Origin of the sequence: Pseudomonas mandelii (genome assembly GCF_006438925.1) — a bacterium.
Lineage (GTDB): Bacteria > Pseudomonadota > Gammaproteobacteria > Pseudomonadales > Pseudomonadaceae > Aquipseudomonas > Aquipseudomonas mandelii_C.
The window spans coordinates 47,888-70,680 of record NZ_RCZA01000010.1 but is presented as its reverse complement, the minus strand read 5'-3'; the positions used below and the strand labels follow the sequence as shown (position 1 = coordinate 70,680).

Here is a 22,793-nt window from a genome sequence, read left to right as displayed (position 1 = left end):
ATGATCCAGTTGTGTCGCAGCCCCCAGATACTGCTCCTGCTGTTTTTTGCTATTTGGCCGCTTCGTACCTGGGCATCGGACTGGGTCGTCAGTGTGGATGAGCGCAACGGCCTGCCAATGCTGGAGCGTGGCGGCAGTCCGGCAATTGCTACGACATTTTCGTTTTTTGGGCGCAACTGGGACTGGACGTATTTGCAGACCGAATTCAAGGTAAACACCCCTTATCGATACGCCCTTGCAGGCAAAAACAAAGCGCTGGATTTCGACTTGACTGCGCAGATTCAGAAACAAGACGAGCAAAAGCTGACCTGGAACTTTGCCGTGGATGCACACAGCGGGAAGTCGGGCGTTTCAGGTGGTGGAATGGTCTTCGAATTCGACCCCGCTCTTTTTGCTGGAGAAATGGGCGAGCCGACTTTGCTACCCGACAACCGCGGCTGGACCTGGGGCAATGCGCAAGGGCGACGCATCGAAATGCGCTTCGAGCCCGCACTGGCGAGTGTGTACTTAGAACCGGGCAGTAAATCCGAGGTGCGTGCTTTTTTCTACAAGAACACGATCAAACCTGGCCGCCTGGATTTCACAGCGACCTTGAGCGTTTCTGGCGATGTGGCGGTCGGCCCAACCGTTACCGAGCGCTTCGGCTTGTCGGACCCAAAGAGCTGGCCGACTGACAAGCTCGACTGGAAAACCTCGCCGGTCGACCTGTCCTTTCTCAACGCTCAGGAAAAACCTGCAGGCAAGCGCGGCTTCGTCAAAGCCTCCGGCGAGCAATTGCAATTTGCCGACAACACCACGGCGCGTTTCTGGGGCACCAACCTTTCGGCCTACGCGCTGTTCCAAACCTCAGACGATGCAATCAAGCTGCAGGCCAAACGCCTGTCGGCACTGGGCTTCAATCTTGTACGACTGCACCACCATGACTCGCCATGGGTCTTCCCGAACATCTTTGGCGACGGCAGGGTCACGCGCAGCACCCAGCAACTGAGCCCGGAATCACTGAAAAAAATCGACTGGTGGATCAAATGCCTGAAAGACGAAGGCATCTATGTGTGGCTCGATCTGCACGTCCAGCGAGTCTTTACTGAAAAGGACAACATTTATGGCTTCGATGAATTGCCCAAAGAAGAACAGAATTTCACCTATCTCAAGGGCTACTCCTATGTAAATCTCACCATTCAGCAAGCGATGAAGCGCTTTACCGAAGCCTATCTGACCCATGTAAACAGCTATACCGGCCTCGCGTACAAAGACGACCCGGCGATTGCCGCCGTACTGATTACCAACGAAAACGACGTCACCAACCACTTTGGCAACGCCCTGCTGCCAGACAAGAATGTGCCGAAGCACAACCGCGTCTACATGGCGGAGGCCGAGGCTTTTGCCAAACAGCACAATCTGTCTGCAGACCAGACCTGGCGCTCCTGGGAGCCAGGCCCCTCCAAGATGTTCCTTAACGATCTGGAGCGACGTTTCAACATCGACATGATTCAACACCTGCGTGGAATAGGCGTGAAGGTCCCCATCGCCACGACCAGTAGCTGGGGCCGCAATGGCCTGAACTCCCTGCCGGCCCTTACTGCCGGAGACGTAATAGATGTCCATAGCTACGGTGGCTCGGGACAGGTCGAGAAAAACCCGCTCTACAGCGACGGCATAGTGAATTGGATTGCCGCCGGCCAGGTCGTCGGCAAACCCTTGACCGTCACTGAGTGGAACAATGAGCCCTTCCCGACACCAGACCGTCACTCGCTGCCACTCTATATCGCCGGCACCGCCAGCCACCAAGGCTGGGATGCACTGATGCAATATGCCTACAGCCAGGAGCCAATGGGGGGCGTAGGGATGAGTGCCAACAACTGGCACGCCTATAACGACCCTGCAATGCTGGCCACCCTGCCCGCCGCCGCCTTGCTTTATCGCCGTGCAGACGTTCGCGAAGCAACAACGACCTACGTCTTCGCGCCGACGTCAGCCACCCTGTTCAACCAAATGATCACACCGGCCAACTCTGCTCTCCTGCGCACAGCCATGGAGAAAGGCAAGCTGGAAATCGCGATGCCACAGACGCCGGAATTGCCTTGGTTGCAACAGAGCGTTATCCCAAGCAATGCACAGGAATTCCATGACCCTGACCAGTCGCTGCTGGACGCCAATGCCATCGAGTCCACGACCGACACGGGAGAGCTAAAGCGCAACTGGAAACAAGGCGTCTACACCATCAATACACCGCGCACCCAGACCGCTACCGGCTGGATCGGCGGTGAGTCGATCAGCCTCGGCAACATTAAGGTTCAAGTGAAGACCGCCAACGCCAGTGTGGTGGTGCAAAGTCTGGACGACGCGCCTTTGGGCCGATCGCAGGATTTACTGATTTCGTTAGGCACCCGTGCCGTCCCCCAAGACGACGACAAAATACCTTTTTACGTTGAGCCCCTTGAGGGCACGCTAACCATCCAGGCGCCGCAAGGCTTGACACTGTTCACCCACGGCATTCTGGGGCAAATGAAGAAGCTGCCCGCAACCTACCTTGATGGCCGCTATACAATCAAGTTCGACGGCTTGCAGGCGTCGAACTGGTTGTTTCTGAAAAAAGGCGTCACGCAAGCACAACCTTAGGCGATGCGCAGCCGACCTCGACTTGATGGAACAACGCCTTGCGGCGTTGTTCAGCGAGGATTATTTAATGGGCGTCAAAATCAAACGATGGAACATAGCCTGCGCCGAGCAGATATGGACATTTCGACGAGACAAAATCATCACTTAATAAATCATCCGAACTTTTGTACTTATTCGTAAAAACCCCTGTGATACTTAAAAGCGTATGTGGCAAGGACGATATGCTGACTTTCTGACTTTCTCTTTCCTTCAGCTTTAAAAGCTTGAGCGATTGCTGGCTTGAAACATTATCGGACGCCCAGATAAATGCCGAAACCGGGAGGTCATATTTATTGCCAATGCCATGACCCAAGAGCCCTCGACTGTCATCCATCATGTTTTCACCATGATCCGATGAATAAACCAAGACAGATGGTTTTTTACTTGACCTCAATTGATCAATAATTGAGCTCAACAACCAGTCCGTATATAAAATACTATTATCATATTCTGCGGTAGTTTTGTCTTTGAAGCTGTCTGTTAACGGCTTGAATTTATCGAAATTTTCCGGGTATCGGCGTGAATACTCGAAATGACTACCCTTGACATGAATGAATATGGCTTTCTTTTCCGTATCGCTTTTATTTAGTATTTTTTCATATTCTGAAATCAATGCTCCATCATAGCTTCTCTCAAAATATTGACGGTGTTGTGCCTCTGCAGCTATTTGTGGAATTATTCCGCCAAAACTATCAACCTCCTGCACAGACAACCAATAGGTCATGTACCCGGCTGCGCGATATATACCCACCAATGATTTTGTTGACGCAATGGAGTCCCAATCCGATATAGGCTCAAGGCTCAGCATCGAAGGAACCGCAAACGAGGTATAGGGGGCTGTCGTGCAGATCTTGTTAAACTTGAAAAGCCCCGCCTGCTTACCGAGATTCGGGGTTGTTTCCTTGTTATAACCGTAAAGCGACCAGTTCTGCGGCCGTGATGACTCACCGATCACAAAAACAACGGTTTCTATATTTGATTGATTCGACAGGCTGGTTATTTTTACATCAGATTCCCGACGGCGCTTGATAAGTTCCTCCGTCCCCAAATACAAATTTGCAGTCAGGGCAATTTGCGACAAATAACCTACTGGCGCGCTTTGATCTTTTGCAAGGAGATCCATGACTGCAGATTTCCCGAAAGAATTAAGTTTGACGGTTTTATAAAAATACGCCCCATACCCCACGAGCAAGGCGCTAACGACCAAAACAAAAACACCTTTGTTTTTATATAATTCGCGCTTATGCAGTCCTATTAATCCAGCCCCATAGCAAAATATGAAAATCACCAAAACGATACTGATGGGCTGCCAATAGGTCGGCAGAAATTCGCTTGCCTCCTGATAATTTGTCATGCCAATAAATATATAGGCAGCTGTTAATCTCGAGTTGAAGTTCAAAACCAAAAATAGATCAATAGCTGCTGCCAAATAGAATGGCAGCAGAATGATGTGAACCTTGAACTGATTGGATGAAATAAATCTAATTGCCAAAAGCCACAACACCGACATGCCAAGGGTATAAAAGACTAATAAATCAATTTTAGAGTATTGGTAGTTTGTTAGCGTTCTAACAATCAACGGCGATAGCAGAAATGACCACAATACTAAATTTGGCCATTCTGCTTTAAATATTTTTAATGAGTAATCGATAATTTTGGCAGAATTTTTCATGTGATAATTATTCTCGCAGGATGCCCAAATGCCTCCTCAGAGGGTAGCTTCAATTGGCGCGCTCGCTGTATCTTGTTCGAAATACTCTCTCCTTTGGCGTTCCAAATGTAGCGAGTCGCAAGGCTTGACACTGCTCACCCTTGGCATTCTGGGGCAAATGAAGAAGCCGCCCGCGACCTGCCTTGATGGCCGTTATACAATCAAGTTCGACTGGCAGTAGCTTGCACAGCGATAGTGCCCAGGAAATCGGAGATCAGGATGAAATTTTTGGTGGTGGGTGGCGCGGGATATATCGGCTCGCACATGGTAAAGCAGCTACTGAGTGCAGGTCACGAGCTTGTGGTGGCAGACAATTTCTCAACGGGTTATCGCAGCGCGTTGAGGGGTGGGACATTGGTCGAACTGGACATCGCCGACGAACAGGCGCTGAACACCTTGTTTGCGGGACACCACTTTGATGCCGTGTTCCACTTCGCCTCCTTTATACAGGTGGGCGAATCCGTCGCTGAACCTGCCAAGTACTATCAAAACAATTTCGCCGCCACCCTGACACTGCTACAGGCGATGGTTCGCGCCGGGGTTAAAAACTTCATTTTTTCCTCGACCGCTGCCGTCTACGGTGACCCGGTGTATGTACCCATCGATGAGGAGCATCCCAAGGCCGCGATCAACCCTTATGGACGCAGCAAGTGGATGGTGGAGCAGATGCTTGAAGATTTCGACCGTGCATACGGGCTGAAATCAGTCTGCCTGCGCTACTTCAACGCCGCCGGAGCAGACCCTGAAGGACAGTTAGGTGAACGCCATGAACCGGAAACCCACCTGCTGCCCCTGATCCTGCAAGCAGCCTCCGGGCGGCGCGCAACCATCACCGTCTATGGCCGTGATTACGATACGCCTGACGGCACTTGTATTCGCGATTATGTCCACGTTGTCGACCTCGTTGCCGCTCACGCGCTTGCCGTGGAATATCTGCTGGCAGGGGGTGCAAGCACGGCGTTCAACCTCGGTAACGGTCAAGGTTTCTCAGTACAGCAAGTGATAGATACCGCGCGCTACGTGACCGGCCAGGATATCGCTGTCAGCGAAGCGCCACGTCGCGCGGGCGATCCACCACGCCTTGTGGCCGATCCCCGCAGGGCCAACACATTACTTGGCTGGCAACCGCAATTTGGCTCACTTGAACAGATAGTGGCGCATGCCTGGAGCTGGGAGCAGAAGTACCCTTGGCACTGAGCGTCGGCGCTAGCCAATAGCGCCGACCTCCTGCGGGTGATGCTCTAGTAGTAAGAGCGGTTTTCGGGCTCGGCTTTGTTCAACACCGTGCCAATCAGATTGGCTGTCCCAAGATGATGCAGGCTTTCCTCGATCTCTTTCTTGCTGTTCAATCCATTAGCGACAACGAGCAGGACGCAGTCGAACCTGGGCAGGACGTTAATTACATCATCCGAACTCAACAACGGCGGCAAGTCGAAAATCACGATGCGTGAGTTGTAGCGCTCGCGCAGATCAGCAATCAAATGGCTCACAGCAGGCGATGACAACACCTCGGTGGAAAGAGGAATCGGCTCACGCGTCGGCAGGACCACAAAGCGCGGCAAGGTCGGATTGACCAGTACTTCTTGCAGTTCAGCTTCATCTGCCAACAATTCATTAAGCGATTTATCCATCGGCAGACCCAGATACTGACCCACCTTCGGACGACGCAAGTCGAAGTCCACCAGTAACGCAGTCTTGGTCGTGTGATGCGCGATACTCATCGCCAGGTTTATCGCCAATACCGTCTTGCCTGCCTCCGGAGTCGGCGAGGTGATGGCGAGCGTGCGCCAGCCATTTTCTTCCATGATTTTCAGCACTTGTGTACGCAGTAGATCGAATGCCCCGCTCATATTCGAATTTTTGTTGTAAGCCACAATGCGGTTGCGCTCAAGGTGATCTGGTCGCAAAGGTACAACCTTGGTTTGCACATAACTGAGTGCATTCAGACCTGTGGACTGCGCGGTCGGCGTCATGGCTTTTGACGAGGTCTGTTGCTCGGCTTTTTCGGTATCGGGATTGATTATTTCCATGGCTATATTCCTTATGCAAACCGGCCCAGAGCTTTAAACATCAGAAGATCCAGAGGCATGTAGAGGAAGTGCAGGAGCACCAGAAAGATCGCGATTGTCACGGCTCCACAGACGATCAATAGCGTTCGCCACTTCCTGCGGCGTGATAGTTCAGCCTTGGTGTGAATGTAGGGAATGGAAACCAATACGCGTCTACCCAGCACGGCAGCCAGGGCCTGGGCACCACGCACACGCTGACTCATCATCTCGAGGAGCATCACCAGCGCGCCAGCACCCACCGGGGCAAGCAAGAAACCCATGGCAACCACTTTTTTACGGTTCGGCCGTACCGGCTTTTCGGGCATCAGCGGCGACTCCAGAAGAACAAAACGCTCGGCTTTGTTTTCCTGCTCCAGGCTTTCGGAAATTTTCGCACTCATCTCCTTCGTGCGAATCTCCTCATATTTCTTACGAGCGTTATCATGGTCACGCATCACCGTGACCAAGCCGCGTTCGACTTGCGGTGCCTCAATAATTTGTGCCTCTAATTCGGCTATTTTGCTGAGTATTTGCTGCTTTTGATCGGCCAGCGACTTGATACGTGCTTCTGCTCCGGAGATCCGCGCCTCGGCCTTGGCAACGTCCAGGTTGACCGAAGCTGCTGCACCATCAGCACCTTTGTTAGCCTCAAGTGCAGCAATTTTGCGTTTGACGGCTCGCACGTCGGGGTGGGCTTGCGTATACAGCGACTGCAACCGGGTGTACTCCGCTTTGAGGCTAGCCAGATCCTGTGGTTTATCAACTGCCGCACCGGGTGTTCCAGGCTTGGTCGCTAGCCCGGCATTCGCAGCGGAAAGCTCCAACTCATTGAAGCGCAACTCCTCACGGGCAGTTTTATAGTCACGGTCGACCTCTTTAAGCTCGGTTTCGGCGCGCGTCAACATATTCATGCGCAGCTCTTGATGCTCGGGCAGCGCGTTGCTGTGTGCCTGCTTGAAGTCCGCCAGCCGGTTCTCCAGGGCTTCCAGTTCCACCCTGAGTTTGTCCGCCTCCTGCGTCAGGAACTCTGTCGTTTCACTGGCGCGCTCGGTGCGCTGCTTGATGTTTTCATCCAGAAACAGCGTCACCAGCTCATTGGCAACCTTGTTCGCAATCTCTGGCTGCCGGTGCTCAAAGGAAAGACGGAAAGCAATCGTCACCTCTCCGCGCCCCTTAACAGCAGCACTGACGAGGGAGACCACAATCGCATTGCGCATTTCTTCGATCTTTTCGCTAACGCTCAGTGGCCGACTTTGCGAAGCAAAAAGATTGTATTTGTCGATGATCCCTTCCAGATGCTCACGGGTCATCACGCGCTGGCGAATGACTTCGATGCGCTCATCGGCAAAGGTATTGTTGTTGGCCGCCACCAGGTCTGGCGAAATCTGTTGAGACTCCACCAGAATCGTGCCAGATGACTCATAGGTCGGCGGGAGAGAGATCGCTACCGCTATGCACACGCCCAGTATGACCACGAAACTCACGATCAACAGCAGGGCGTGGTGCTTGATGATAGCTAGGTAGTCGTTGAACGACATTTCGTATTCAGAGGCCATATTTCTCACACAGCTGAATTTCAGAGACCGGGATAACTATAAGTCAGCATCAGCCCGACGACATTTGCAGTGGCATCCGGCAAGCCATCTTGCTGGCGTTGTTTGTATGTGTAGGATAGGCGTGCAATCCAAAAAGGCGAGAGTTCTTGGCTAAACCAGGCACTGTAATTTTTCAGGGTATTAGGCGTCCGGCCTTTTGCGTCTTGCCAAGAGGCATCGAAACCGGTGCGTCGGGTCTCGTCGACGGCATAGCTCCATGTACCCCTCAGGGCATCAACCTCGACGAAACCACCGTCCCCGCTGGCGAGAGTGCTACGACTGGCGTCGATGCTGGTATCAATACGCTCACCGGTATATTGCAACATTAAACCGCCTTGGCCTTTGGGGCCGCTACCGGTGCCGGAGACTTGGTTGAGACCCGCGTAGGCCGTACCCTTAAGTCGCTCGGAGAATTGGACATTCAAGCCGACTGCGGGGGTGTAGCTGTTTGAGGAAGCCACCGCAGACCCCTTCTCCGGCTCATAGCGCGTCACGCCAAGACGGGTGAACAGCTCGACCTGCTCACTCCATGCATAGTTCCAGCTGAAGCGGGTCGCCAGCTCGTCATAGTTGGTCAGTGAAGCAACATCGTAAGTGACATGAGTGTAGTCGGTCTCGTTAACCAGGGTACTTCGCTCGCTGAGAGCAGTGCTCCAGTTGCCGCCCACCACATACATCTTTTGCGTGCCATCAGAGGCAACTACGCCGGTTTCCTGAACCACCGTGGAGAGCGTCGAGTTTTCTTCATATCTCGCCGTGAGTCCAAAAGCACCCGTTTCGGTCGTGCGCTGCCACCCTAGCTTTAACCTGGGGTCTTCACGGTCCGAAACGATGGACGTATCCGACGAGCGCACGATATTTAATCCGAGACCGAACTGGAACTCATCCCGTCCGGAAGTACCCACAAGGCTGTAATCGGGGGCGATGATGGTACGGGTCACCCCCTTCTCACCACTCGTGAGCAGCAGTGGGTTGCTGTCGTACTCGACCGTCGAAGGCACTGCTATAGCTGATTGCCAAGTAGCAGCATAGGCCATGTCCGAACACGACAAAGCCAGGATTGCCGTCGCAACCCCGGTCGTTCGAAATCCAAGCAAGATAATCCCTAGTGCCTCGCGCAAGGCTAAGGCACGACCAGCGTATCGCCGGCTTTAAGTAGAAAATTGGTGGACATGTCATCCCCCGACATCAACTTGCTGTAGTTGACGCGCAGGATCTCTTGTCTAGCCCCATTGAGTCGCACGACCTTAATGTCGTCTTTATCGGCGAATTTGTCGAGCCCTCCCGCCATGCTTATTACCTGCAGCACTGACGTTTGACCTGACATATGCACGGTGCCGGGTTTCAGCACTTTGCCCTGAACGTAGACGAGATTACCTTCGGTGCCGGTGACGACAACGCTCACCTGCGGATCAGGTATGAACGCCTCAAGCTTGGCAGCGATTTGCTTCGCGACAGCGGTGGCATCAAGCCCCGCAACATTGACTTGCCCTGCCAGCGGGAAGGTAATGCTGCCATCGGGAAGTACGCGTACATCCTGTTTGAGCTTGTCTTCGCCCCACACGGAAACAGAAAGGTTATCTCCCGGACTCAGCCGGTAAGTCGGGTCGTTTTCGACGGCACTGGAAATGCTGGGCCAAACAGCCAGCGCGCAGAGCACAGGTATCAATGAACGGAACATCGGGATCCCTCCGTCTAAGTAGCCATGCAAGGAGTTTAGAACAAAAAAACCTAGTCAAATCACTCTAGCCTATTTCACGCCAAAGAAACTACGAAACAGCAATCATCTTGAGCTTCTGGGCGGTCAATTCCGCCAATGCAACACACCTGAAACCGGAACGCTAGTACAAAACAGCAGAATAGTGTTATTTAACAATGGTTTGGAGCAAGCAAACCGCCCCCGATGTACTCCGCGCCAATATTAACTACACCGTACCCGCTTGAGCCGGCTCAACTGTGACACTGTCAACCTGGCGATGGCTACGTTTGCCAGCGCAACTAACTGATGTCAACGATTACACACTAAGTATTATTGCAAGATGGACATCATCCGCAAAAACAATACAGAAAGACGTGTGTCCAGCCAGCCACCAGAGTGGCCGTTTAAATAACCATTATTACCAAAAGCGTTAACAAACACCTATATCTTCCGTCGGTTGGCGACCACAATAAAACCAAACAATGCGGAAGAAAATAACCACGCTGCCGCAGGAAGCGGTACCGCATTCAGTTGGTTGATATCAGAGACCTCAACCAGGCTTTTATCCTGGATTGTCGAATCAATCTTGAACTGCTTAGTGTCAACCGCCGCCATTAATCCGTCACCCGAAGAAGAATTGACGGATACGCCCACGCCTGAGTCAGCGTGATGAATGACACTGTTAAATTTGGCAGAATGGGCATCATCGAAGTAAATATCGGTGATCAACGAAGGCAAACCAAGGCCCTTTCCAAAAGTAAGCGACGCGCCACTTGTACGCTCTTCAAGAGCCGTGCCAAGTTGAGGCCTTGACTCCTCGCTCGTGTTGCTTATACGACTAATTTCATAAGACAAACTGGTCGCCTGAGCACTAGCAACGGCTGCAGCATTCAGGATCACAGAAAACAACACAAATTTAATGACAAGTGTTGAGCGCATAACACCGCCTCCTTGCGCAGGGGGTTATTCTTTTGTCGGTTGAAGGAATCTTTATCGGTTAAATTGAGCCTATAAGCACATCGCCATTACGTCAATAGCTCGTCACAATAATAAATCGAAATTTCATTTTAGGGAGGGTGGCGTCAAAATAACGCCACAACAAGCACATCAGTCCAGTGAATTCTATCCATGTGAAATAGCTTCACGCATGGGCGTTAGCCCGCATCAGGACGCTGGCACATGACCCGGCAAAGCGCCCTGCACCGGGCTACGAAGCACCTTGACAACGTCATGGGCTCGACCGCCGACGACGTCTGTAAAGGCGGGTTTGTCGGCGACTTTCTGAAAGTACCCGGAGGCCTAGAGTTTTTTACGCATGAAGACGGCATGGCAGGTAAAGGCTCCCCGTGCATACTCAGCCCTGGAACACTGTAGAAGTCTCGGCGCTGTGCCAGGGAACCATGCTCAACCTCCCTGGCACCCGCGCCGAGCAGATCAATGCAATGCGTGTAAAAGGCATCGCGATTGAAGACAGGATGAATGCCTGACCATTACTTCGGTTGCGCCACCGTACGCAAATAAGGTTTCACCGTCTTGAAGCCATCCGGGTACTTCTTTCTTGCGTCGTCGTCGGATACCGACGTAGGAATGATCACGTCCTCACCCGGACGCCAGTTCACCGGCGTGGCAACCGTGTGCTTGGCGTTTAACTGAATAGCATCGAGCAGCCGTAACACTTCATCGAAGTTACGCCCGGCACTCATCGGGTAGACCAGCATCGCCTTGATCTTTTTATCCGGGCCGACAATGAACACTGAACGCACCGTGGCGTTGTCCACGGCAGTACGAGTGCCGCCACTGGCGTTCGGGTGAATCATGTCGTAGAGCTTTGCCACCACCAGATTCTCGTCGCCGATCATAGGGTAGTTGACCGCATGGCCCTGGGTTTCTTCGATGTCTTTGGCCCAGGTCTGATGGTTACCGACCGGGTCGACGCTGAGACCGACAATCTTGGTGTTGCGTTTGTCGAACTCCGGCTTGAGCCCGGCCATATAACCGAGTTCAGTGGTACAGACCGGGGTGAAGTCCTTCGGATGCGAGAACAGGATGGCCCACTTATCGCCAATCCATTCGTGGAAATGGAGCGTGCCTTCGGTGGTTTCGGCGGTAAAATCCGGTGCTTCGTCGCCAATACGAATGGTCATGTGCGTTCTCCTCGCTGTGAAGGGTAGGGAAACTCTCGGAACGATCCAGTATAGGAGACCTTGAAGACTTCGCTCTGCACCCCGCCGAAGAGCTGGCGCGAGCGGTAAATGTCCGGACCTATCGGAGCTTTCCGCCCGGAGCCCATTCACTGAGCACCTATCTGGCGTGTCTTCTCGAACGGGTGCTGCACGCCGATTTACGAGACTAAAACTTCATCCGCAAATGCTGCCTATACTGCAGTCCGGGGTCGATAGAGAAAACGGACAAAATCGCCAAGCATTCAGCCTGTCAGGTTGAGATCATGGAAGTTGACGCCGAGCCGTCAGGAAATGCAGAAAGTGGCCCTACTCTGACGCTGCGCGCGTGAACCGCCGGACAGCCTGGTTGATGAGGTGCACTTCAATCGAACACAACCCAGAAGACGTAAGGGATTGCCCTCTGTCGGCAGTGTTTACGTACGATTTTTTCCGAATTCTGCGGGTTCCCCAATCCAACTGCCCTGATTGTCTGCGCTAAGGACCTGACAGATGAATGTGATCGAATATTTTGATCGAGTAAGAATCATCAATATCTCGTCAAGAAGGGATCGCCGTTTAGAAACAGTAGAAGAATTCACTCGCAATGGCTTTCACATTGATGATGAAAAAATAGGCTTTTTTGAGGCTGTTACGCCCAGTGAGGGAAATGGCTTCCCGAGCGTCGGGGTCAGAGGCTGCTTTTTGAGTCATCTGGGGGTGCTCGAAGAGGCAATGCGCCTGAATTTGAAAAATATCTTGATCATGGAGGACGACATACAGTTTTCCAGACATATTTCTCAATATGGGAAAGAGGCGATCGAGTCTCTGGAAGGTTTGGAGTGGGACATCGTCTATTTTGGGCATCCGTTTGAAGAAAATTCAAACTTGCCCGCTTGGAAAGCAGTCGACCGGCCAATACATTTGGCCCATTTCTATGCTGTAAACGGAAGATGCTTTGGGAAATTGAGGGATTTTTTATTCCAGGTTCTGGAGCGGCCGCCGGGGCATCCTGACGGAGGTCCGATGCATTATGACGCTGCTCTCAATACGCTTATTCATAAGAATAAAGAAATTTCGGCTTACTATTTCACCTGGAATTGTGGCTATCAAAGGCCCTCGCGGACGGACCTGCATGAGCTTTCCATCTTTGACAGAGTGCCTCTCCTGCGGCCGGTAATGGGTATGCTTAGGAGGTTGAAGGCAAAAAACCTGAGAAGAACTCGATAGTTTTCTCCATTTAGGGGAAGTCTGAAGTACCCAATGTCTGACGTAACCAACCCGGCACGGCGCAGGCGCCGTGTCTGGGTGATTGTGGCGGACCGCCCTCGTCATTTGCGCGCCAACTTGTACCGGACGCACTCCTCATAAAAGCTCTCGCGCAGGGCTGCGGGCTTCATCCGCGAATGACTGTCATAGGTCTGCTCGGTAATGCCCATCGCCATCATGTGCATCCACGGCTTGCTGAACTTGTAGGTATGTAACTTCTGCCGCGCTGCATACAGTGAAACCCCGGACAGCTTGAGTTCCTGGGCTCTCGCCGCGGTACCTGCGCCCCAGCTGCAAATGTAACGATCATTCGATGCCAGCTCTTTGGCCTGGACAGAAGCAGCAGCGCTCGCCAAGCCTAACGAAATCAGCGCAACCATCACATTCCGCATTTGCATTCGATCCCAACTAACTGAAAATAAATTGATTTTGGTCAAAAGTTTCAGACTTCGGGGCCAGCAAAATGCCTTAAGTGCGCTAAAGCTTGTTTTCTCCGTTGTCTTACGGACGTTTTTTGATCGAACGGGTGACACTCGAAGAAGCTGCGGATAGGCCGTTGCTGGCCTGTCTCAAGGCGCTGGAAGCCTTCGACAAATCCTTCCCGGGTTTCACCCATGACACCCATGACACCCATGACACCCATGGGATCGAAAGCGAGGGCGGGGTTTATCGCTTGCTGGTGTTGAAATGAGCTAGCGTCTGTACGTGCAGCGAAGTAAAAAAACGGGCGCCCTGAAGGCGCCCGTTTTATATGTCTTCTCCTAAGCGGTTAACCCGTCGGGTTTAAACCCTCACATTGCGTCCCGGCAACGATGATCGCTGGCTGGTTTCCCAATCCTGCACAAGCCCTACGGGCGCATCGGACGCCGGCAGCATGGTGCGCCCACGAACCAGATCGGAAGCCCGCTCGGCCAGCATGATGGTCGGTGCGTTGAGGTTGCCGTTTGGCTCGGTCGGAAACACCGACGAGTCAATCACCCGCAACCCCGCGATGCCCCGCACACGCAGCTCGGAATCAACCACGGCCATCTCGTCTTCGCCCATACGGCACGAGCCACAGGGATGGTAGGTGCTTTCCAGGTTTTCACGCACGAAGGCGTCGATTTCTTCGTCGGTGTTCACCTGTGGCCCGGGGGCGATCTCGCCGTCGCGGAAGCGGTCCATCGCCGGTTGGCCGATGATCTCGCGAGTCAGGCGGATGCAGCGGCGGAAGCCTTCGCGGTCTTCTTCGCGTTGCAGGTAGTTGAATTGAATCTGCGGATGTTCGTAAGGGTCCGCGGAACGCACCCGAACATAACCGCGACTTTTCGGTTTGTTCGGCCCGGTGAGCACCATGAAGCCGTGGCCCTTGATCGGTTTGTTGCCGTCATAACGCATGGCCGCGGGCAGAAAGTGGAACTGAATGTCCGGCCAGCGCAGGCCCTTGTCCGAGCGGATGAAACCACCGGCCTCGAAATGGTTGGTGGCGCCGAGCCCGTCCTTGAACAACAGCCAGCGCAGACCGATCAACAGTTTGCTCAGCGGGTCCATTTTGCTATTGAGCGTCACGGGTTCCTTGCAGCCGAACTGGATATACACCTCGGCGTGATCCTGCAGGTTCTCCCCGACTCCCGGCAGGTCATGACGCACGCCGATCCCGGCTTTGCGCAAGACCTCGGCCGGACCGATACCGGAGCGTTGCAACAAGTGTGGAGAGCCGATGGGCCCGGACGATACGAGCACTTCCCGGTTGCAATAGACCTGGTGCGTCTGGCCTTCGTGGTCATACATGACGCCGACGGCTCGCTTGCCTTCAAGGATGATCTGACGGGTCATTGCATGGGTGATCACGGTCAGGTTCGGACGTCCCATGGCCGGACGCAGGTAAGCGTTGGCCGTGGAGCAGCGTACGCCGTTTTTTACCGTCATGTGCATGGCACCGAAGCCTTCCTGCATGTAGCCGTTGCAGTCATCGGTCTTGATGTAGCCTGCTTCTGCGCCGGCTTCGACCCAGGCTCCGTACAACGGGTTTTTCATGTGATTGCCGTTGGTGGTGTGCAACGGGCCGGTGCCGCCGCGATAGCCGTCACCGCCCTCCTCGTAATGTTCGGCCCGTTTGAAATACGGCAGGCAATTGCGATAGCCCCAGCCCTCTGCACCGAGGGACTCCCATTCGTCAAAGTCATAAGCGTGGCCACGGATATACACCAGGCCATTGATCGACGAAGAGCCACCCAGCACCTTGCCCCTTGGGCAGTGAATGCGACGTCCGTTGAGGAAAGGCTCAGGCTCGGTTTCGTAGCGCCAGTTGTACTTCTTGGTGTTCATCGGGATCGAAAATGCACTCGGCATCTGGATCACCACACTGCGATCGCTGCCGCCGAATTCCAGTACCAGCACGGAGGTGGCCGGGTCTTCGCTGAGGCGGTTGGCCAACACACAACCTGCCGAGCCAGCACCGATGATGATGTAGTCGTATTTTTGCGTAGCCATGATTATCTCCGGACCGCCGATTCGTTGAAAACGTGCAACGAAGGCAGGGTCAACTTGTCGCCGGTGGTGTATTGCGGGGATGTTTTTTCGATGTGCTGGATGACGGCTTCTTCGCGCTTGAGGTCGATTGAACGGCTGAACCAGTAGTAGACCAGCCCTGACACGATCAGCCCGACCAGCCAGGCGATATCGATGCTGCCGAGCGCTTTGGCGAGCGGGCCGACATAGACCTCACGCTGTTCAACGCCATCGTAGATGTAGAAGAATGGGATCATCGAAATGAAGCCGATGGCATACGCCGCGATGCCGCGCAGCCCCCAGCTGCCGTAGATGTTGCCGTGGGGCATGAAGAAGTGCGGGATGGCGTAGCGGCCTTTGCGGACGAAGAAGTAGTCGGTCAGGTTGACCGAGGTCCATGGCACCAGGAAGTACAGCATCACCACCAGGTAGATGCCCAACACTGACAGTCCTTTGCCCGAACTCTGGATGCTCAGGGCCACGCCCAGTTGCAGCAGGATCACGAAACCAATCGCCAGAATGCGTGCCTTGCGGGTCGGCTCGATGTGCTTGATGGAGTCGACGCAGGTCAGCGTGGTCAACTTCGCGCTGTAGATGTTCATGGCGATGACCGGCAGGAACGCCAGGATCGTGACAACCACCACCACAGTTCCCATCAGTGGCGACACGGTGTTGCCGACTTGCCCAAGGGCCACCAGCACGTCCGTGGAGTGCAGGTGATCGGCCAGCCAGCCACCGACAGAGATCATCCATGCGCCGGACAACGAGGCACCCAGGAACACCACGGCGATCAGTTTGCCGCAGGAAGTGTTCTTCGGCAGGTAACGCGAATAGTCGGACACATACGGGGCGTAAGCGATGTTGTAACTCGCCGCTGCTGCGAACTGGGCAATGAAACCGGTCCAGTTGAAGCCCAGCGGCGCGGGGGCCACTTCACCGGCCGCGAGTACCGGCACCGCGGCATCGGGAACCCAGCCCATCAGCACGGCCAACGTCACCAGGCCATAAAGCGGAAGCGACAGGTACAACGCCCATTTGAAACTGCGGTGCATCCAGTCATGCCCGAGGATCGCCAATACGGCCGCCGGTATCGTCACCGCCACCGCGATCACTGCGGGGTTGAAACCGAATAACGTGTGCAACCCCTGCATCATCAACACCAGGTTGACGATGTTGAAACCGGCGAACACAAATAGCGTCGCCAGCAGCACCAGGATCACACCGCGATAGCCGAACTGCGCACGGGACTGGATCATTTGCGGCAGGCCAAGGTGCGGACCTTGCGAACCGTGAAAGGCCATGAACAGCGTGCCGAACATGATGCCCAGCGTGCCGGCCAGTGTGGTCCAGAGCGCGGTCAGGCCGACGCTCGGTCCGACGAAGCCGATGGTCATGGTGAAGAAAGTGAAATTGCCGAGGAACCAGAACGGGCCTTGGCTAGACAGTTTGTCGGTGCGCTCGCTCTCCGGGATGAAGTCAATTGAATGGCTTTCGACGACGGGTTTGTCGTCCAGGACCGACACGCTCAGGGCTGACTTGGCGTTAGTGTTCATGATGGTCTCTTATTGTTGGAAGATCATGACGAGATAACTGCATTGTTTTGGTGTACACCCCTGTGGGAGCGAGCCTGCTCGCGAAGGCGATGTGTCAGGCGACATTGATGCTGAATGTGCCGGCATCTTCGCGAGCAGGCTCGCTCCCACATGGGATTTGAGTCAGCCTTGACTCAGGGAAGTGTGATCCAGACCGCCTTGGTCTCCAGCAGGTAATCGAGCTGCTCCGCACCCAGATCCTTGCCGAATCCGGACTGCTTGTAGCCACCGAACGGCATCGACGGGTCGAGGGTGCCGTGGGCGTTGACGTAGACCGAACCCGCTTTCAACCGTGGGATCAGGCTGTGCACCTTTCCAAGGTCATTGGAATACAGTGCCGCCGCCAGGCCGTAAGGCGAGTCATTGGCCAGGGCCAAGGCCTCTTCTTCATCGTCGAACGGTGCGGTGACCAGCACCGGACCGAAGATCTCTTCCTGGACGATGCGCATGTCGTTGCGGCAATGGGCAAAAATGGTCGGTTCGACGAAGAAACCGGGGCCTTCGACAGGCTGGCCGCCGTAGACCAGTTCGGCACCTTCTTGCTTGCCGGTTTCGATGTAATCGGTCACTCGCTCCTTCTGCAACGCCGAGACCAACGGGCTGATGAAGCAGTCTGGATCCAGACCCGGTGCGATTTTCAGCGTGCGGGTGTAGGCGATCAGTTCGCGCAGGAATTCGTCGTAGACGCTGCGATGAATATAGGCCCGCGTACCGGCATCGCACACCTGACCCGAGTTGAAAAACACGCCGTTGGCAATGGCCTGGGCGGCGGCCGGCACGTCGGCATCGGCCAATACGATTACCGGTGATTTTCCTCCGAGTTCGAGGGTTAGTCGCTTCATTTCGTCCAGCGCGGCGCGGCCGACGGTACGGCCGACCGGGGTCGAGCCGGTGAAGGTGAGCTTGTCGATACCGGGGTGCGTGGCCATCGCCGCACCGATCACGCTGCCGCGTCCGGTCACGATGTTGATCACCCCGTCCGGGATGCCGGCTTCCTGAACCAGTTCGGCAAAGCGCAAGGCCGACAGCGAGGTCAATTCGGCGGGTTTCACCACCACGGTGCAACCGGTTGCCAGCGCCGCGCCGAGCTTCCAGGCCATGGTTTGCAGCGGGAAGTTCCAGGGCACGATGGCCCCGACCACACCTACCGCTTCCTTGCGCGTATAGGCCAGGTAATTGCCCGGCAGCGACGGTTCAACGGTTCGGCCATGCAGCTTGGTCGCCCAACCGGCGAAATAACGCAGCGTATCGACCGTACCCTGGATATCGACATCCCGCGCGAAGGCGACTGACTTGCCCATGTCGATCGATTCGATTTCCGCCAGTTCGGCGGCGTTGCTTTCAATCAAGTCCGCCAGGCGTTGCATCATCCGCTCGCGTTCTGCCGGTTTGGCCTGACGCCAGGCGCCACCGTCAAACTGTGCCCGGGCGGCTTGCACGGCGCGATCCAGATCCTGTGTGGTGCCCATCGGAATGCGCGTGATCAGGCCCTCGGTCGACGGCTCGATAACATCGGATGTCTGCCCGTCGCTGGCCTCGACAAAGGCGCCACCGATGAACATCCTCTGAACCTTGCTGAGGAAGGTCTGGGTGGCTTCGGATACACCAAATTTCTGGAGATACTGCTTAACGATCGTGTCCATTTTTATTCCCTCTGTGCGGCGGTCGGATCACGCCGTGGCCGTGGTGGTTTCGCTCGTGACTTGCCGAGCTTGAGCCCGCTCGTGGAAGATGAAACCGATGCTGTTGAGCAGCAGTTGCGCCGCCAGAATCGAGGTCATGCCGGAAGGGTCATAGACCGGTGCAACCTCCACCAGATCCATGCCAACGATGTTGCCTTTGCTGCGTTTGGCCAGGGCCTGGATGATTTCCAGCACTTCGTAATAGAGGAAGCCGCCGTGACTTGGGGTGCCGGTGCCAGGGGCGATGGACGGGTCGAAACCGTCGATGTCGATGGTGATGTAGTAGTTGATGTTCTGCGGGATCAACGCCAGCACACCTTCGACGCCGAGGCGGCGCACATCACGGACCGAAAGGATCTTCGAGCCGGCCGCATGGGCCGCTTCGTAGTCATCGCGATTGGACGAAGACACGTTGCGGATACCCATCTGGGTCATGCCGACAATGTGGTTCATTTCCGACGCGCGGCGCAGCGGGTTGCCATGGCCGTAGCGAACGCCATGACGTTCATCGACGAAGTCCAGGTGCGCGTCGAAGTGGATGATGTGGATCGGGCCACGGCCCTCGAACGCCTTGATCACCGGCGCGTGAACCGAGTGATCGCCACCGAGTACAACCGGCATGACGCCGGCATCCAGAATCTTGCGCACGGCGTACTCGGTGTTCTCGTTACTGGTGACCATGTCGGTGTGCACGATATCGGCGTCACCCACATCGACCATGCGCACATCGGCGGCGGTCAAGTACATGACGTCGTCTTCGTGGTCGTAGGCGCCGGCATGGCCGAAGGAAAACAGGGTCGATGCCTCACGAATGCCGCGTGGTCCGAAGCGTGCGCCGGAACGCCACTGGGTGCCCATGTCGTTGGGCACGCCGAGGACCGCCACGTCCGCATCCAATGCATCCCAATCGGTGCACACCGGGGATTTGCCAAAGGTGCAGTGACCCACGAATGGCAGGTTCAGGCGACCGGATTCATAACCGTTGTTCGACATTTCAGGCATCTCCAATTCTTGTTATCAGCTGGCGGACTTGGAAGGCGACCGCCGTTGAAATGACTATGGGCGCAGGTTTTCGTGGAAAAAATGCTAAACATCAGATACTCATATCGGCATTACCGATGCATCCACACGCGGGAGGTTCAAGGTGATCCCGCTGCACGATGTCGATCTGAAACTGCTCAGGGTGTTTGCCACGATTGTCAGGTGCGGGGGCTTTTCCGCCGCGCAGGCGGCGTTGAATGCCGGCCAATCAACCATCAGCGAACAGATGACTCATCTGGAAACCCGGCTAGGGGTCAAGCTCTGTCAACGCGGGCGCAGCGGCTTTCGCCTGACTGAGCAAGGCGTGGCGATCCACGAAGCCACTCAGCGTCTGCTCTCGGCGGTCGAAAATTTCTGCATGGACGCTGACGTGCTCAAGCAGCACATCAGCGGCAAGCTCAATCTGGGGATCATCGACACCACCATTACCGACCCCGATTCTCCACTGCCGCGCACCACCCAGCGCTTCGTATCCAGAGGGCATGATGTGCACCTGAACGTGTACGTCGGCACCCCCGCGGAACTGGAAGAACGCGTACTCGATGGCCGCCTGCACCTGGCCATCGGGCACTTCCCGATCTACGTTCCGGGCCTGCTGCACTCACCGCTGTATCAGGAAGCACTGGGGTTGTATTGCGGGCGGCGGCATCCGCTGTATGGCAGCAAGGCCGAGGGCGACGAACTGCTCGAAGAGATTGCCGCGAGCCGGATTGTCGTCAGGGGTTACATGCAGCAATACGACCTGGAGCACCTGGGCGTCAGCAAGGCCGCCGCGACCGTGGACAACATCGAGGCTTTGGCCATTCTGCTGATCTCCGGCGCCTATCTGGGCTTTCTGCCGATGCACTTCGCCGCCCAGTGGATCAAGACCGGCGAGATGCACCAACTGGCGCCCACCAGCTTGCAACTGATGTCGCCGTTCGACGTGATCACCCGACGGGGCACTGCCCCGCCGCCGATCCTTCAGGCGTTCCTTGAGGATCTGGCCGCCTGTTCGCGCACCACCGGCACCACCTGACAGACACTGCTGGTGCCGGTCATACTCACTCTGTTCGTAACCCTTGCAGGCCACCTATGCGCATCCACGTCACCTTCATCGACCGAGTCGGCATCACCCAGGAAGTGCTGGCCCTGCTCGGTGGGCGCCGTTTCAACCTGGATGCCGTCGAGATGGTACCGCCCAACGTTTACATCGATGCGCCCACCCTCGGCACCGATGTGCTGGAGGAGTTGCGCGAGGCTTTTCTTGGGGTGCGGGGCGTGCAAGCGGTGACGATGGTCGACATCCTCCCGGGGCAGCGCCGACGCTTGCAACTCGATGCCTTGCTGGCTGCCAGCACCGACCCGGTGTTGGCGGTGGATGAGCGTGGTCATGTGCTGCTGGCCAATCCAGCGCTGATTTCTCTGTGCGGTCGAGAACCGGCCGGTGAGCCATTGACGGCGCTCTTCGATGATCCCGCCTTGCAACGCACATTGATCGAACACGGTTTTCGCCTGCCCATGCATGAGGTCAGCCTCGGTGGCCAGACGCTGCTGCTGGACGCCATGCCGATCACCGATGCTGGCGCCCTGCTGACCCTGTATCAACCGAACCGCATCGGTGAACGCCTCTCGGCGCTGCATCATGACCATGCCGAAGGTTTCGACGCGCTGCTCGGCGAGTCACCGGCGATTCGGACCCTCAAGGCCCGTGCCCAGCGCGTGGCAACACTCGACGCACCGCTGCTGATTCAGGGCGAAACCGGCACCGGGAAAGAGTTGGTCGCCCGCGCCTGCCACGCGATCAGCGCACGGCATGACTCACCCTTTCTGGCCCTGAACTGCGCGGCACTGCCGGAGAGCCTCGCCGAAAGCGAGCTGTTCGGCTATGCCGCGGGCGCCTTCACCGGTGCCCAGCGCGGCGGCAAACTCGGCCTGCTGGAACTGGCCGACCAGGGCACGGTGTTCCTCGACGAAGTCGGCGAAATGTCGCCCTACCTGCAAGCCAAGTTGCTGCGCTTTTTAAGCGACGGCTGCTTCCGTCGGGTGGGTGGCGATCGTGAGGTCAAGGTCAACGTGCGGGTCCTCAGCGCGACCCACCGTGATCTGGAAAAAATGGTCAGCGAAGGCAGCTTTCGCGAGGACCTGTTCTACCGCCTCAATGTGCTCAACCTGCAAGTGCCACCGTTGCGCGAGCGCGGTCACGACATCCTGTTGATGGCCAACCACTTCATGCAGCAGGCGTGCGCGCAGATCCAGCGTCCGGTCTGTCGCCTGGCGCCCGGGACCTATCCGGCATTGCTCGGCAACCGCTGGCCGGGCAATGTGCGGCAACTGCAAAACGTGATCTTCCGCGCCGCTGCCATTTGCGAAAACCCGCTGGTGGACATCGACGACCTCGACATCGCCCGCACCGCCGTCGAGCGCAAAAACGACGGCGAGGTCGGCAGCCTGGAGGATGCCGTCGAAGGGTTTGAAAAGAATTTGCTGGAGCAGCTTTACAGCAGTTATCCCTCCAGCCGTTTACTGGCGGCACGCCTGCAAACCTCGCACAGTGCCATCGCTATCCGGCTGCGTAAATACGGCATTCCGAACAAGCCGTGAAGCCTCTACCGGAACACAATCCCGCCACCAACACTGACCCTGTGGGAGCGAGCCTGCTCGCGAAAGCGGTGTGACAGGCGACATAAATATCGACTGACACTCCCTCTTCGCGAGCAGGCTCGCTCCCACGGAGATAGGCGTCTTAAAATCGATACAGCGTATCGAAATCAAGACAAAACCCTCTCGACGTGTCTGCCATAGACTTCGCTCCCTCCTCTGCGCATGTCTGTATTGATTTCAATACGGAAGCTGCGCACCAATCCTGC

General features: G+C 55.6%; 19 protein-coding genes. 7 read left to right on the top strand and 12 right to left on the bottom strand.

The genetic code is table 11. The features are described from left to right. On the top strand, window positions 1–2,619 hold the full coding sequence (locus EAH74_RS22650) for a glycosyl hydrolase family 5 (protein WP_140681206.1): 2,619 nt from the start codon (window positions 1–3) through the stop codon (window positions 2,617–2,619). Window positions 2,620–2,683: 64 nt separating this feature from the next. Here the strand turns inward: EAH74_RS22650 and EAH74_RS22645 are convergent, their stop codons facing one another. Continuing rightward, on the bottom strand, window positions 2,684–4,330 hold the full coding sequence (locus tag EAH74_RS22645) for a phosphoethanolamine transferase (RefSeq protein WP_140681204.1): 1,647 nt from the start codon (window positions 4,328–4,330) through the stop codon (window positions 2,684–2,686). 258 nt (window positions 4,331–4,588) lie between these two features. Between EAH74_RS22645 and galE the strand changes: the two genes are divergently transcribed. Continuing rightward, the gene (gene galE / locus EAH74_RS22640; protein WP_140681203.1) at window positions 4,589–5,566 is read left to right on the top strand and encodes a UDP-glucose 4-epimerase GalE; all 978 of its coding nucleotides are present in this window, start codon (window positions 4,589–4,591) and stop codon (window positions 5,564–5,566) included. A gap of 44 nt (window positions 5,567–5,610) precedes the next feature. On the opposite strand, the gene EAH74_RS22635 is transcribed toward galE, so the two are convergent. From EAH74_RS22635 to EAH74_RS22615, 5 genes are all read right to left on the bottom strand, one after another. Beyond that, on the bottom strand, window positions 5,611–6,342 hold the full coding sequence (locus EAH74_RS22635; RefSeq protein WP_240050547.1) for a CpsD/CapB family tyrosine-protein kinase: 732 nt from the start codon (window positions 6,340–6,342) through the stop codon (window positions 5,611–5,613). Between the two features lie 68 nt (window positions 6,343–6,410). Beyond that, a complete protein-coding gene (locus EAH74_RS22630; protein ID WP_140681201.1) occupies window positions 6,411–7,973 on the bottom strand; it encodes a GumC family protein in 1,563 nt (520 codons plus the stop codon). A 20-nt stretch (window positions 7,974–7,993) separates the two neighbouring features. Then, a complete protein-coding gene (locus EAH74_RS22625; RefSeq protein WP_430539795.1) occupies window positions 7,994–9,049 on the bottom strand; it encodes a hypothetical protein in 1,056 nt (351 codons plus the stop codon). A gap of 86 nt (window positions 9,050–9,135) precedes the next feature. Next, on the bottom strand, window positions 9,136–9,693 hold the full coding sequence (locus EAH74_RS22620; protein WP_140681200.1) for a polysaccharide biosynthesis/export family protein: 558 nt from the start codon (window positions 9,691–9,693) through the stop codon (window positions 9,136–9,138). Between the two features lie 459 nt (window positions 9,694–10,152). Continuing rightward, a complete protein-coding gene (locus EAH74_RS22615) occupies window positions 10,153–10,650 on the bottom strand; it encodes a VPLPA-CTERM sorting domain-containing protein (protein ID WP_140681199.1) in 498 nt (165 codons plus the stop codon). A gap of 407 nt (window positions 10,651–11,057) precedes the next feature. Here EAH74_RS22615 and EAH74_RS33010 point away from each other — a divergent pair, with 407 nt between their 5' ends. Then, window positions 11,058–11,198, top strand: coding sequence for a hypothetical protein (locus EAH74_RS33010; protein ID WP_161600339.1), 141 nt, complete (start codon window positions 11,058–11,060; stop codon window positions 11,196–11,198). Between the two features lie 3 nt (window positions 11,199–11,201). Here the strand turns inward: EAH74_RS33010 and EAH74_RS22610 are convergent, their stop codons facing one another. Beyond that, entirely contained in the window at window positions 11,202–11,855 is a 654-nt protein-coding gene (locus tag EAH74_RS22610; protein WP_123368812.1) for a peroxiredoxin, read from the bottom strand. A gap of 528 nt (window positions 11,856–12,383) precedes the next feature. On the opposite strand from EAH74_RS22610, the gene EAH74_RS22605 reads away from it, so the two are divergent. After that, on the top strand, window positions 12,384–13,100 hold the full coding sequence (locus EAH74_RS22605) for a glycosyltransferase family 25 protein (RefSeq protein ID WP_140681197.1): 717 nt from the start codon (window positions 12,384–12,386) through the stop codon (window positions 13,098–13,100). Between the two features lie 101 nt (window positions 13,101–13,201). On the opposite strand, the gene EAH74_RS22600 is transcribed toward EAH74_RS22605, so the two are convergent. Beyond that, the gene (locus EAH74_RS22600) at window positions 13,202–13,531 is read right to left on the bottom strand and encodes a hypothetical protein (protein WP_140681456.1); all 330 of its coding nucleotides are present in this window, start codon (window positions 13,529–13,531) and stop codon (window positions 13,202–13,204) included. Window positions 13,532–13,653: 122 nt separating this feature from the next. Here EAH74_RS22600 and EAH74_RS22595 point away from each other — a divergent pair, with 122 nt between their 5' ends. Further along, window positions 13,654–13,830 carry a hypothetical protein gene (locus EAH74_RS22595; protein ID WP_240050543.1) on the top strand — a complete coding sequence of 59 codons (177 nt, stop codon included), beginning with the start codon at window positions 13,654–13,656 and terminating at the stop codon, window positions 13,828–13,830. Between the two features lie 92 nt (window positions 13,831–13,922). Here the strand turns inward: EAH74_RS22595 and betA are convergent, their stop codons facing one another. The 4 genes from betA to speB all read right to left on the bottom strand — a co-directional run bounded on the left by betA (window position 13,923) and on the right by speB (window position 19,896). Further along, on the bottom strand, window positions 13,923–15,611 hold the full coding sequence (betA, locus tag EAH74_RS22590; protein ID WP_140681196.1) for a choline dehydrogenase: 1,689 nt from the start codon (window positions 15,609–15,611) through the stop codon (window positions 13,923–13,925). 2 nt (window positions 15,612–15,613) lie between these two features. After that, complete coding sequence (locus EAH74_RS22585; RefSeq protein ID WP_140681195.1) at window positions 15,614–17,182, bottom strand: purine-cytosine permease family protein; 1,569 nt, start codon at window positions 17,180–17,182, stop codon at window positions 15,614–15,616. Window positions 17,183–17,355: 173 nt separating this feature from the next. After that, a complete protein-coding gene (locus tag EAH74_RS22580; protein WP_140681194.1) occupies window positions 17,356–18,864 on the bottom strand; it encodes an aldehyde dehydrogenase family protein in 1,509 nt (502 codons plus the stop codon). A gap of 27 nt (window positions 18,865–18,891) precedes the next feature. Beyond that, a complete protein-coding gene (gene speB, locus EAH74_RS22575) occupies window positions 18,892–19,896 on the bottom strand; it encodes an agmatinase (protein ID WP_123368824.1) in 1,005 nt (334 codons plus the stop codon). Window positions 19,897–20,047: 151 nt separating this feature from the next. Here speB and EAH74_RS22570 point away from each other — a divergent pair, with 151 nt between their 5' ends. Next, window positions 20,048–20,962, top strand: a complete 915-nt coding sequence (locus tag EAH74_RS22570; RefSeq protein WP_140681193.1) for a LysR family transcriptional regulator — start codon at window positions 20,048–20,050, stop codon at window positions 20,960–20,962. A gap of 56 nt (window positions 20,963–21,018) precedes the next feature. After that, window positions 21,019–22,527, top strand: a complete 1,509-nt coding sequence (locus EAH74_RS22565) for a sigma-54-dependent transcriptional regulator (RefSeq protein WP_140681192.1) — start codon at window positions 21,019–21,021, stop codon at window positions 22,525–22,527. Window positions 22,528–22,793: the final 266 nt, after the last annotated feature.